Raw genomic sequence first — 13,017 nt, forward strand, 5'->3', positions numbered from 1 at the left:
GATTTTCCATGAAAAAACATGATTTTTTAATATACATTACAGTATTGTTATTTATTGAAGGATACCTATTTACCAATATATTGCCCTTGTCATTTGGAATTATTATCTTATTCTATCTTTTTTTGGCAATGACTTCGTTTAATCCATTATATGAGTATGATATCATAGTTCCAGAAATGGACGTTATTGAAAATGAAAAAATAGTTATTAACTTAAAGATTAAAAATTTATCCACAAATCCATTAAACTTTAAAATTACTGAAAATAGTTCTGAATTTGAATGGAGTTCTAAAAAAAAAATGATTAAATCAGGCACACTTTCTGAAATAAAATTAGAACTAAAACCAATACATAAGGGATGTTTTTTAATTAACGAAATACCATTAAAAATTTCTGATCAATTCGATATTTTTGAAAAAGTATCTTTAATCAATACCTCGCTTACAATTAATGTTTATCCGTCAAATGAACGTATTTTAAACGGATTAAATATGAACAAAAATATTAAACTTGGAACTGAAATACTTAAATCACTTAAAATGGGACATAAAAGTTCTGAATTTGATTATTTACGGGATTATTTCCCAGGTGATGAATTTAAAAATATCAATTGGAAAGCTTCTTTAAAATTTGGTCGCCTGATATCAAAAGAGTTTTTAAAAGAAAATGAAGGAAATTTAACTATTTTAGTAGATGTAAGTCAGTCTTTTTTAAAAGATTTTAAAGGGGGGAATCTAAAAACCGATTATGTAAGTATGATTGTATTCCAAATTGCTTTTTATGCCTTAAAAAACTACAAATTTGTAAATATGGTATTTTTTGATGACTCGGGCATAGTAAAATTCGCGCCAAATATCACTTCAAAACAGTCTTTAAAAAAATATCTTAAAAATAGGTTGGTACCTTCTGAAGGAACCCCGTATATTCAAAATTCTCCAGATCGATCTTCCGAAAAACCTACTTTTTTAAGAATTTTAAAACCGATCTTGAAAAGATCGCCTGAAAAATTTTTTCACGTTACCAAGTTAATAGATCCTAAAAGTACCCCCCTATTGATAACCGATATTTCAAATATTAAACAAATTTTAACACTCCATCATGAAATCTGTAAAAAAAATTCAAAAATGTACATAATATCACCCAATCCATTATTATTTGGTATCGATGAAATCTCTGAAAACCGCATCCCCATAATATATAATCAATATATTGAGAGAGAGAAAAATTTATTTAAATTAAATAAATTATGCCCTACAGTAGATGTTGGCCCAAACGACCTTTTAAAAGAAATACTGGAGGAATTTAAATGAAAATTCAAAATATTAATAGTTTAGTCGCCACATTTATTGGAGGACTCTATTTTAAAACTTATTTTCCAATAATATTAATATTTATTGTTGTATTACAAAATCGCATCCCTAAAGAATTACTGTTTGTTGTTACAATTTATTTTATATTATTTGGTTATTTGTTTAATCCGGGACTAATGAATCTTTCATCATTGGGACCTTTTATAATAATGATACTTATACCACATCTATGCATTTTAAAAGATTTATTCGAAATCAATGTCCAAAAAAACAGTTTAAAAATAAATATATTCATCCTAATTTTAATTTTAGTTGGATACATATATTTTGAATGTTTTTTATTAGGCATAGGATTATTATTCTTTATTAAATTTCAAAAATTAATTAATAAAACAATCATAGTATTTTTATTTCCAATTATTATCACATTTATTATTTTTTTAAAATACTATGAAATAATACATAAAAATTACATTTATGAAATTATCCTAATTACCGGTCTTGGAATTATACTTTATTCAACATATATGTGCTATAATACAAAAAATATTAAAAGCTAGTTTGGGTGTAAAAATGATTTTAAGTATCGATATAGGCTCAACCACAACCAAATTTGTACTGATGGAAGATAACAAAATAATAGACTATGAAATAAGGAATTTAGGGGTTGTGGTTGAAGAAATTGACGTTTTAAAAATGGTTGAAGAATTTAAGAAAGGAAGACCAGTTAAAAAAACAGTTGCAACAGGTTATGGAAGACATAAAATTTCTTTTGCTGATAAGGTTGTTCCAGAAGTAATTGCGCTTGGAAAAGGGGCCAACTACTTTTTTAAAGATGCTGACGGGTTAATTGATATTGGCGGGCAAGACAGCAAAATTTTAAAAATAAAAGAAGGTCAAGTTCTCGATTTTATCCTCTCTGACAAATGTGCCGCAGGAACTGGGAAATTTTTAGAAAAATGCATTGATATTCTAAATTTAGATAAAGAATTAAATAAATATTCTTCTGAAAATTGTGCAAAAATATCTTCGATGTGCGCCGTTTTTGCAGAAAGTGAAATAATTTCCCTCCTTTCTAAAAAAATACCGAAAGAAGAGATTATAATGGGAATTTACGACAGTATTTCAAATAGAATCACCCCAATGGTTAAAAGAATGAAACTTGAAAATATTGTATTTAGCGGAGGGGTTGCTAAAAACAATATTTTGATTAGAGTACTTGAAAAACATCTTGGAAAAACATTGTTGATTCCAGAAGAACCCCAAATCGTCTGTGCAGTAGGGGCTTGCCTGATGGCTTGATGAAACTATTTTTTATTTTTTAAAAATTTTAATTTTTTTATTATATTTTTATTTTTTAGATACGTGTTTATCATTTTAAAAATACAACATGCATATATATCAGAATTTATAATGATTAATCATGATAGATTGAGGTAAAACCATGCAAGAAAGACATGCTACACTGATAAATAAAAGTGCAAATCCTGCCCCGCTTGGACTTATGGGTTTTGGAATGACAACCGTGTTGTTAAATTTACACAATATTGGTTTATTTGAAATTAGCTCGATGATTCTTGCAATGGGAATATTTTACGGGGGATTATCACAAGTAATCGTCGGAATAATGGAATGGAAAAAAGGAAATACGTTTGGAACATTGGCTTTTACGTCATATGGGCTATTCTGGCTCAGTCTTGTCGGAATTTTAACTTTGCCAAAATTCGGACTCACAAATACGCCAGAACCCATTGAAATGGCATTTTACCTAGGTTTATGGGGAGTATTTACTTTTGGAATGTTTCTTGGAACATTCAAAAAAAATAGGGCTCTCCAATTTGTATTTGGAACCCTCACAATATTATTCTTATTACTTGCAATAGGCGATATTAGTGGAAATTTAACGGTAACCCGTATTGCCGGAATAATAGGGATAATCTGCGGATCTTCTGCAATCTATACAGGATTTGCAGAAGTTCTAAATGAAACATATAAAAAAACAGTATTTCCAGTATTTCCAATAACTAAAAAACCATAAAATTCATTGTTCTTTTTTAATAGCTTAATCATATATACGCGATTTTAAAAAAATTAATATTGTATATTTGTATAGGGGGTATTTATGAATGGGGAATTTTTTCTGATTTTAATTATAAGTCAGCTTTTTTTATGGATTTTTGCAACCAAAATCGGAATTGGAAAATCTGTTTCTTTTATTTTCGGATCTATTTTAATAATAGTGGCATATTACAGGTTATTATTTATGGATCCTAATATAGAGCTTGTCTGTTCAGCAAACAATTTTGGAATTATTAAAAATGGAATTGTTAACTGTAGTTTATCTTCAAAAGAATTTTTTATTGTTGCAATTATTCCTTGGATTGGACTTTTATACGATGCATATGTTCCAAAACTAAAGCAGTTTTACTAAATTTTAAAGTTTCACTCTTTTTAAATTATTTTTTATGGTTAACCATATTGTCAAAATATTGCATTTTTAATTTTTCTAATTTTGTTTTTTAACATTAATAAAATTAATAGATACGTTTATATTTTATAAATAAAACCTTATAAATTAAGTAAACTGCATGAAATGTTTTGATATTAGTAAATTTAATAAGTAACCCTCGATTAAAAATGGTGAAACGATGGAAGAGTTAAACTCCATAAAAAAAATTAATGAAGCATTTACAAAAAGAAAAGATGAATTATATGCGCAAAAAGACGAAGGAAAAAAAGTATTTGGGCTATTTTGTACATTTGTTCCAACAGAATTAATTTTGGCAGCTGACGCAATTCCGGTAGGACTTTGTGGTGGAAAAGAAGCTACAATACCTTCTGCAGAAGAAATTTTGCCAAGAAATATTTGCCCATTGATAAAATCCTCATTTGGATTTAAAAAAGAAAAATCATGTCCTTACTTTGAAGCTTCTGATGTCGTTCTTGGAGAAACCACTTGTGACGGAAAGAAAAAAATGTTTGAACATATGAGCGAAATGGTCAAACTCCATGTAATGCAGTTACCGCACTTTAGGGACGATAGATCTAAAAAAATGTGGCTCGAAGAAGTTGAAGACTTAAAAAAATTAATTGAAGAAGAAACTGGAAATGAAATTACTGAAGAAAAATTAAAAGAAGCTATCGACAAAGTAAACAACTTAAGAAAGCTGTTCTACAAAATTTACGAATTAAGAGCAAATAATCCTTCCCCCATAAACGGAAAAGATTCATTAAAATTATTCCAACTCGCATACCTCTTAGATATCAACACGATAGAATCACTTCTTGAAGAAGTGGTATCTGAACTTGAAGAAAGAGTTAAAAAAGGAGAAGGCTACTCTGGAAAACGAATTTTAATTGCAGGCTGTCCAATGGTTGCAGGAAACACAAAAATCCCAGAAATCATTGAAGATGCAGGTGCTGTAGTTGTTGGAGAAGAAAGTTGTACTGGAACAAGGCAGTTTGAAAACTACGTTGACGGATACACGATTGAAGCGCTTTCCGACAGGTACTTTAATATTTCTTGTGCATGTAAATTCAACAACGAAGAAAGAATCGATAGACTCAAAGAACTTGTAAAAGAACAGAAAGCTGATGGTGTTGTTTACTACACCCTCCAATACTGCCACACATTTAACGTGGAAGGTACTTTAATTGAAAAAGAGCTCAAAAAATCAGGCATTCCAATTATAAGAGTAGAAACCGATTACTCTGAAAGTGACAAAGAGCAGTTAAAAACAAGACTCGAAGCATTTGTAGAAATGATTTAATTCAAATAATATTACTTTTTTTAAATTTCCAAAAAACATTTTACTTTTTGAAGTCCTTGAAATAACAATTCAAAAATTTAAAATAACTTAAATTCAATAAAGTAATTGTAAATTTTAAAAGGGGATAGTTTATGACCAAAAAACTAGTTATTGGTGTTTTTTGCCTGATATCTATTCTATTAATGTGCGGATGTGCAGATACAGATAGTGGAAATCAGGCACTTGATGAAGTTAATTCTGGTAGTGAAGATGTTGTTTCAGAAGGTGCTGAATATATTGGTACTTTTTATGCGACACAGACAGATGATTCCTTGAAATTCACACTAATTTTTAATGATGCTGAAAATAAATTAGTAACTGCAACAGGTAACGCAAAATTAATGATATATGACGAGTTTGATAACAGACTCTTTGAAAAAGAATACGTTGTTGATCCTTCAAAAGCAGGATCTAACAGTAAATACACACTTGTGGTTTCCTTAGATAATGTTGAAAAAGGAATGACTGACTCAGGATATGCTGAAGTAGTATTTACCTCAGAAAACGATAAAGTAATAAATAAAATTGCAGAATCTATTCAAATTCCATACTACTCTAAAGAAGAAATTTCAAACATTGCTGAAGAAGAATATTTAGAAAATGCCGTTGAAAGCGGAGATTCATACGAACTTGATGACGTGGAAATAACTGTTTTGAGAAGCGGCTTTTACACGATATACGGCGAAGAATCTGAAAAAATATTCCGTGTTGATATTAAAATCGAAAATAAATATGGTCAGCCAAAAGACTTCAGAGCTTCAGAAGTTAGTGTATATGACAAATACGAAAATAAATACCGATATGTTTCGGGAGGTTCCTTGGACGAAATTTCAGAAATACCTTCACTTGATACAGTAGATGGCTACTGGTTCTTCGAAGATGTTCCTGAAAGTATGGAAAATCCAAGACTGTTCTTCAAAAATGGAAGAGACGATAATGGAGACTGGTTAGTCTACGACTTTACTCTCGAATAATTATTTAAACTATTTTTTACTTTTTTATTTTAAAAGATTTTAAGTGAAATTTATGAAAATTGCATCGCTTTATTCTGGCGGAAAAGATTCTGCTTATGCGCTATTTTGGGCACTAAATCAGGGCTGGGATGTTAGATATTTGGTAAATGTAGCTTCGAAAAATAAAGAAAGCTATATGTTTCACATTCCAAATGTTGAATTAACTGACCTAGTTTCAGAAAGTACTGGAATCGAAATGGTAAAAGTAATCACCAAAGGAGAAAAAGAAAAAGAAATTCTTGATTTACAAAAAAACCTTGAAAAATTAGATATCGATGGAATTGTAAGTGGTGCCCTTGCAAGTGAATATCAACGAGCAAGAATTGACCATATTTGTGAAGAAATCGGAATAAAATCGTTTGCACCGCTTTGGCATAAGGATCAAGAATTAATTTTAAGAGATACCTCAAAATTTTTTGATTTTAGAATGGTTAGCGTTGCAGCTTACGGGTTAGATAAAAAATGGCTTGGAAAAAGAATCGATGAAACAAATATTGAAGAACTATTGAAAATAATGGAAAAATATCAGATAAATAAAGCTTTTGAAGGTGGGGAGGCAGAAACTTTCGTATTTGATGCTCCATTCTTTGAAAAAAAAATTGAAGTTTTGGATTATGAAATTATATGGGATGGAGTTAGCGGAAGTTACAATATAAAAGATGCTGAGCTTGTTTCAAAAAAATAATTAACTAACATCTATTATTTTTGTAAATGTCGTTCCAAATTCTCCTGAAACTACCACTCTTTTGTCATCAATTGTTGTTGAATTATAAATCGTTTCGAAATATATCTGTGTTCTTGAAAGAGGTTCTACATGCGTTGTTTCCATGAATGGATTATTTAACACATCTCCATCAAAAATAACAGTCCATTTTGAAGTATTTTCAAAAATATTTCCATTATTAAATACAGTAATGTTAACAACTCCTAAATCAATTCCCTCATACTGGATCGTAAGATTTTCTTTTGAATGTTTCAACAAATAGTATGCATGATCATCATTTGCACTTAAAATATTGTTTAAATTTGATTCGAAAGTTCCGTAAATTACATTTAATGAAATTAGCAAAATTATTGAAAGAAATGCAACTCCGTAAATTTCTGAAAAACCCATATTTTCACTATTTTTAAGTTTGATATTAAAAAAAGGTTTTTCAATGTTTAAATAGGGTTTGTGTATATGTATTTATCCAAATATATAAATATTATTTTTTAAAATAGAAATGGTGAGTCCGGGGAGATTCGAACTCCCGATCACCGCCGTGTCAGGGCGGTATCATAGCCAACTAGACCACGAACTCACTTAATCACTATAAAAAGATAATTTATTTAATATTTATATTTTTCTATAATTCATAAGTTTATATGAATGATTTAATCATTTTTCAAATTAATTACAATCAGCCACATAACTTTCACTTATTTATCCTTGTTTTTATTTGAAAGGCTTGTTACATAGGCATTTAAACCGCCTGCAATTGCAATGACCTTTTTATTACCATGGAATACCTTTTCACTGAAAATTTTTTCCCTATCTTTTGCTTCCAATGCATAATTTAGCATTGCTTTTCTAAATGAGCATAAATTGTCTTCAACGTAGTGTGTTGAAAGGTTTCCCTTTAAGAAATTGTCTTCCTCAATAACTGCCCTGTGGAAAGGTATGTTTGTAATTATTCCAAGAACAATATATTCAGAAAGCGCTCTTTTCATCCTCTCAATTGCTTCTTCCCTTGTAAGCCCATAAGTAATTATCTTTGCAACCATTGAGTCATAATACGGAGGAATTTCAGCTCCGCCAAATACGCCACTATCAAGCCTTACACCTGGACCTCCTGGAGACCTGTAATATTTTATTTTTCCAGGGGATGGAACGAAATCATTTATTGCATCTTCGGCATTTACCCTGCATTCTATTGCATGACCCCTAAAGCTAATTTCATCTTGGTTGTAGGATAATTTTTTCCCTGCAGCAATTTTTATCTGCTCTTTTACAATGTCTACACCAGTAACTACCTCAGTTATGGGGTGCTCTACCTGAACTCTCGTATTCATTTCAAGGAAATAAAATTCGCCATTGCTGTATAAAAATTCAACTGTACCAACGCTGTGGTAATTTATGGCTTTAGCAGCTTTTACAGCAGCAGTTCCCATTTTTTCTCTTAAATCTTCAGTCATGATTGGAGATGGGGACTCTTCAATTAATTTTTGGTGTCTTCTTTGAATAGAACATTCCCTGTCTCCAAGGTGAATTACGTTTCCAAATTTGTCTGCAACAACCTGTATTTCAATGTGTCTTGGTTTTTCAAGGTATTTTTCAATAAATACTGTTGAATCACCAAAAGCACTCTGTGCAATTGATTTTGTAGACTGTATCGTATCAATGAGTTCTTCTTTGTTGTAAACCACGTTCATTCCGATACCGCCACCACCTGCAGATGCTTTGATAATTACGGGGTATCCGATCTCGTCTGCAACTTCGATTGCCCCTTCTTCACTTTCGATTGGTTCTTCTCGTCCAGGAAGTACTGGAACTCCCGCTATTTTCATTGCTTTCTTAGCATTGATTTTACTGCCCATAACATTAATTGCGTTTGTTGGTGGGCCGATAAATTCAATACCTCTTTTGTTACATTCTTCTGCAAATTTTACATTTTCAGATAAAAAACCATATCCTGGGTGAACTGCATCAACACCTGTTTTTTCAGCTACTTTTAATATTCTTTCCATGTTAAGGTAGCTTTTTGATGCGGGAGGCTCCCCTATCGGGTAACATTCATCTGCGATATTTCTATAGAGTGAGTGCTCGTCAGCTTCAGAAAAAACTGCAACAGTCTTTATTCCGAGTTCCTTACATGCTCGAATTACCCTAACTGCAATTTCTCCCCTATTAGCTATCAATACTTTTTTAAACATAATATTACCTTCTGGAATTGCTGTATTGTTAATTAAATGCTTAAATTATTTTATAATCATCAATATGTCGCCTACGTTTACAGATTGACCTTCTTTAACGATTATTTTTTCAACAGTTCCACTTACAGGACATTCCACTGGATTTTCCATCTTCATAGCTTCTAAAACTAAAATCTGGTCGCCTTGTTTAACTTCTGCGCCCTGTTTAACTTTTACTTTTGTAACAATTCCCCTAAATGGTGAAGTCATTGCACCTTCTGTTTCTGCAGTTATTATTTCTTTTTTCTCTTCTTTTTTAATTCCTGAACTGTATACTGGTTCTACTTTTACATTGAAAGAGTCCCCATCAACTTCAACGATATATTCGTTTGGAATTTCCATGAATTTTGAAACATCCTTTTCTTGAGGTATTGATTCTGCTTTTACTTCCCCCCTCAAGAATTTAATCGCAACTTGAGGGTATAAAGCGTAAGTTAAAATATCTTCTTCTTTTAAAACTATTCCTTTTTCGAAAGCTTCTTTTTCTCTTAGTTCGTATTCTGGTTCAAGTAAATCTGCAGGTCTGCATGTAATTTGCTTTTCACCATCCTGAAGTGCTCTTTTAACGAGATCTTTACTGATTGGTGCAGGTGATTTTCCATAGTATCCTTTTAAGTAGTTAGATACTTCGTTCGTGATGATTTTGTACCTTTCATCAGTTAAAACATTCATAACTGCTTGTGTTCCAACAATCTGGGATGTAGGGGTTACCAATGGGGGGTATCCAAGATCTTTTCTCACGTTTGGAATTTCGTCTAAAACTTCATTGAATTTATCGAGTGCACCTTGTTCTTTTAATTGAGATACGAGGTTTGAAAGCATTCCTCCGGGAACCTGATATCTTAAAATTCTAGCATCGACTCTTTCGGAAATTGAATTTATTAAATATTTGTATTTGTTCCTAATTTCATCAAAATAGTTCCTAATTTCCATTAACAATACAAGATCTAAAGTTGTATCGTATTTGGTACCTTTTAAAGCAGCTACAATGCTTTCTACAGGAGGCTGGGATGTTCCCATTGAAAGAGGTGACATTGCACAGTTTAATACATCAATTCCTGCTTCTACAGCCGATATGTAAGTTAAAGGGGCAATTCCTGCTGTACAATGACTGTGTAAATCGATTGGAATTGATACTTCTTCTTTTAATCTACCAATAAGTTCTTTAGCATCGAAGGGCCTTAAAAGTCCTGCCATATCCTTGATACATAAGGAATCGCAACCTAATTCTTCAAACTGCTTTGCAAGTTCTATAAATTGTTCTGTTGTGTGAACCGGGCTTGTTGTGTATGAAATAGCACCTTGAACTTCAGCACCGTATTTTTTAACAGATTTTACTGAAAATTCAACGTTTCTGATATCGTTTAAAGCATCGAATATTCTTACAATATCAATACCGTTTTCGACAGATTTTTGAATAAATTTATCAACAACGTCGTCTGGGTAATGCCTGTATCCGACCAAGTTCTGGCCACGTAAAAGCATCTGTAAGGGCGTGTTTTGAACTTTTTTCTTTATTTCCCTTAATCTTTCCCATGGATCCTCGTTTAAATACCTAATACATGAATCAAAAGTAGCGCCACCCCATACTTCCATCGAATAGAATCCTACTTCGTCCATTTTCTCTGCAATAGGTAGCATATCTTCCGTTCTTAACCTTGTTGCCATTAAAGACTGATGAGCATCTCTGAAGGTGGTATCGGTTATTTTCACCATGGTTATCCCTCGCTTAATAACATAAATATATATAAAAAAGACAGAAACGAGTTTCCTCTTGTTTTAATTAGATTCTCATTTGGTTATATTAAATTAGATATTTATATGTTTTTAAGGAAATCATCGAAAAAATATACATTTTTTGACGAAAATTAGATATTTATAATTTATTAATCTAAATATACCAATTAATTTAACCAATATTAAAAAAAGTGCTCCAGCCGGGATTTGAACCCGAGTCCCGGCCTCGAAAGGGCCGGATGATTGGCCGGACTACACCACTGGAGCATGTTTATATTTCTTGAAAAGTAGTAATGGCGGACCCGGAGGGATTCGAACCCCCGATCCCCGGCTTAGAAGGCCGGTGCCGTATCCAGACTAGGCCACGGGCCCCCGTCTCCATTTAGTGTTTCAAGAGCATAGTATAGGAAGGGTATTCTAGTATATAAATGTTTCGGCCAAATATACATTTGTAGATTTAGATACTCACCAGAACGGAAGAATTTGGATTTAATCGGTCAAATAACGAATAGAATCATTTATCAATCTTTTGTGATCAAATGCGAGTTCCATGCTCATTAATTCGTCTAAACTAAATATTTTAGCATCTTTTGCATCGTCACCGCTTTTTAAATTTCCATTTCCATCGACTAAAAATGCAACAGTTACAGTATGCCCCCTTGAATCACGGTTTGGATCGCTATAAACTCCAATAAGATTTAAATTATTAATATCAAGACCAGTTTCTTCTTTTGCTTCTCTTTTTGCTGCATCTTCAACTTTTTCACCATATTCGACAAACCCCCCAGGAATTGCCCAAAAATCCTTGTAAGGATCGTTTTTTCGTTTTATAAGAACTATTCCAAAATTATATTTTATCAAAATATCTACGGTTAGGTTTATGCACCGATATGGTTCTGCAATAACTTTTTTAGAATACTTTTCATCTAAAAACTGGAGGATATCATTTAATACTTCTCGTTCTATCGATTCGTCTTTTATTTTTAATAATAAATTATATTCCATAAAATCACCGTGCTAGTATTTTTCTAAAAACTCCCATAATAAATTAACACAAAAAGAAAAATAGAAAACAAAGTAAAGTATGAGATGCTAGATATATTCAGAAAATTAAAGGGAGAAATTATGCCAATTATTTCAATTAACGAAAACGGATTTTTAGATAAACTTAAAGGTACTAATGGATTATTTTCATGCATTATATCTTCAATAGAAACTACAAAATACGTTGGAATATCTGGAGTCAATAAAAGTGTCATAGATTACACCCCTGCAGCAGATATGGAACTTGTAACTATCGGGGAAAGCCTATCTCTAAAACATCCTCCAATAGATGCAACCGGATGTCCAAGCCCAGCAACAATTACAAGAGCAGCAGTTGACCTCTTAAAAATTCCTATAATGACAATAGATGCTGGAAGTTACGTAAAGCCAAAAATCCCATACATTTCAGTAGATCAAAGACCAACAGGAGATATTCAAAAAGGTCTTGGAATGGATAATTCGAAAGAATTATTAAATTTAGGAAAAATAATTGGAAATAACAATATTTACGATAGTTTAGTGATCGGTGAAAGCGTTCCAGGGGGAACTACAACTGCACTTGGTGTTCTTTTAGGTTTGGGCTATGATGCGAGGGACAAAATAAGCTCAGGTTCAGTTGAAAACCCGAAAGACTTAAAATTAAGTGTTGTTGAAAACGGACTTAAAACCTGTAAATCAGAAGATGTTTTTGATGTTTTAAATGCGGTTGGAGACAAAATGATGCCAGTTGTAGCAGGTATGACTATTTCTGCAGTATCAAAAGGTAAACCCGTTTTACTTGCTGGAGGAACGCAGATGGCATCTGTTTTAGCAGCAATTAAAGAAATTAGTCCTGAAACACTGAAAAGTGGACTTTTAGGAATAAGTACTACTGAATTTGTGTTAAATGACAAAAATGCGGATTTAAAAGATATTATGGAACAGATTGGAGACGTTCCACTATTTGCATCTAAATTCGGATATGAAAATTCAAAAATCGACGGATTGAAAGCATACTGCAGTGGTTCAGTTAAAGAAGGTGTTGGCGCAGGAGGAATTGCAACTTACTGCTACTCAAATGGTTTAAACCCCGAAGACATAAGATATTATGTAGAAAAAAACTATGAAATATGGTATTCAAAATTTATTCAATAATTTTTCGATTTAAGAAGT

At 31.9% G+C, this 13,017-nt stretch carries 12 protein-coding genes and 3 tRNA genes; 8 read left to right on the plus strand and 7 right to left on the minus strand.

The window, feature by feature from the left end; all coding sequences use genetic code 11:
* Positions 1-8: 8 nt before the first annotated feature.
* From MMARC5_RS06715 to MMARC5_RS06750, 7 genes are all read left to right on the plus strand, one after another.
* Positions 9-1,310 carry a DUF58 domain-containing protein gene (locus tag MMARC5_RS06715; protein WP_011869073.1) on the plus strand — a complete coding sequence of 434 codons (1,302 nt, stop codon included), beginning with the start codon at positions 9-11 and terminating at the stop codon, positions 1,308-1,310.
* A gap of 573 nt (positions 1,311-1,883) precedes the next feature.
* Positions 1,884-2,612: an acyl-CoA dehydratase activase gene (locus MMARC5_RS06725; RefSeq protein ID WP_011869075.1), complete on the plus strand. Its 729-nt coding sequence runs from the start codon at positions 1,884-1,886 to the stop codon at positions 2,610-2,612.
* A gap of 142 nt (positions 2,613-2,754) precedes the next feature.
* A complete protein-coding gene (locus tag MMARC5_RS06730) occupies positions 2,755-3,348 on the plus strand; it encodes an acetate uptake transporter (protein ID WP_011869076.1) in 594 nt (197 codons plus the stop codon).
* Between the two features lie 84 nt (positions 3,349-3,432).
* Complete coding sequence (locus MMARC5_RS06735) at positions 3,433-3,741, plus strand: hypothetical protein (protein ID WP_011869077.1); 309 nt, start codon at positions 3,433-3,435, stop codon at positions 3,739-3,741.
* 217 nt (positions 3,742-3,958) lie between these two features.
* Entirely contained in the window at positions 3,959-5,080 is a 1,122-nt protein-coding gene (locus tag MMARC5_RS06740; RefSeq protein ID WP_011869078.1) for a double-cubane-cluster-containing anaerobic reductase, read from the plus strand.
* A gap of 131 nt (positions 5,081-5,211) precedes the next feature.
* Positions 5,212-6,093, plus strand: coding sequence for a hypothetical protein (locus tag MMARC5_RS06745; protein WP_011869079.1), 882 nt, complete (start codon positions 5,212-5,214; stop codon positions 6,091-6,093).
* A gap of 52 nt (positions 6,094-6,145) precedes the next feature.
* Positions 6,146-6,817: a diphthine--ammonia ligase gene (locus MMARC5_RS06750; protein ID WP_011869080.1), complete on the plus strand. Its 672-nt coding sequence runs from the start codon at positions 6,146-6,148 to the stop codon at positions 6,815-6,817.
* Here the strand turns inward: MMARC5_RS06750 and MMARC5_RS06755 are convergent, their stop codons facing one another.
* The 7 genes from MMARC5_RS06755 to MMARC5_RS06785 form a co-directional block, all read right to left on the minus strand.
* Complete coding sequence (locus tag MMARC5_RS06755) at positions 6,818-7,246, minus strand: flagellar protein F (protein WP_011869081.1); 429 nt, start codon at positions 7,244-7,246, stop codon at positions 6,818-6,820.
* A 110-nt stretch (positions 7,247-7,356) separates the two neighbouring features.
* Positions 7,357-7,433 (minus strand) — tRNA-Val (locus tag MMARC5_RS06760).
* 118 nt (positions 7,434-7,551) lie between these two features.
* Entirely contained in the window at positions 7,552-9,045 is a 1,494-nt protein-coding gene (locus MMARC5_RS06765) for an acetyl-CoA carboxylase biotin carboxylase subunit (protein WP_011869082.1), read from the minus strand.
* A gap of 45 nt (positions 9,046-9,090) precedes the next feature.
* Positions 9,091-10,800 carry a sodium-extruding oxaloacetate decarboxylase subunit alpha gene (gene oadA, locus MMARC5_RS06770; RefSeq protein WP_011869083.1) on the minus strand — a complete coding sequence of 570 codons (1,710 nt, stop codon included), beginning with the start codon at positions 10,798-10,800 and terminating at the stop codon, positions 9,091-9,093.
* 213 nt (positions 10,801-11,013) lie between these two features.
* Positions 11,014-11,088, minus strand: a tRNA-Glu gene (locus MMARC5_RS06775).
* A 27-nt stretch (positions 11,089-11,115) separates the two neighbouring features.
* Positions 11,116-11,193: transfer RNA gene (locus MMARC5_RS06780), tRNA-Arg, on the minus strand.
* 117 nt (positions 11,194-11,310) lie between these two features.
* Positions 11,311-11,826, minus strand: a complete 516-nt coding sequence (locus MMARC5_RS06785) for an NUDIX domain-containing protein (RefSeq protein ID WP_011869084.1) — start codon at positions 11,824-11,826, stop codon at positions 11,311-11,313.
* 120 nt (positions 11,827-11,946) lie between these two features.
* Here MMARC5_RS06785 and cobT point away from each other — a divergent pair, with 120 nt between their 5' ends.
* Positions 11,947-12,999, plus strand: a complete 1,053-nt coding sequence (cobT, locus tag MMARC5_RS06790; RefSeq protein WP_011869085.1) for a nicotinate mononucleotide-dependent phosphoribosyltransferase CobT — start codon at positions 11,947-11,949, stop codon at positions 12,997-12,999.
* Positions 13,000-13,017 lie beyond the last annotated feature (18 nt).

The organism is Methanococcus maripaludis C5, assembly GCF_000016125.1.
GTDB lineage: Archaea > AGJL01 > Methanococci > Methanococcales > Methanococcaceae > Methanococcus > Methanococcus maripaludis_D.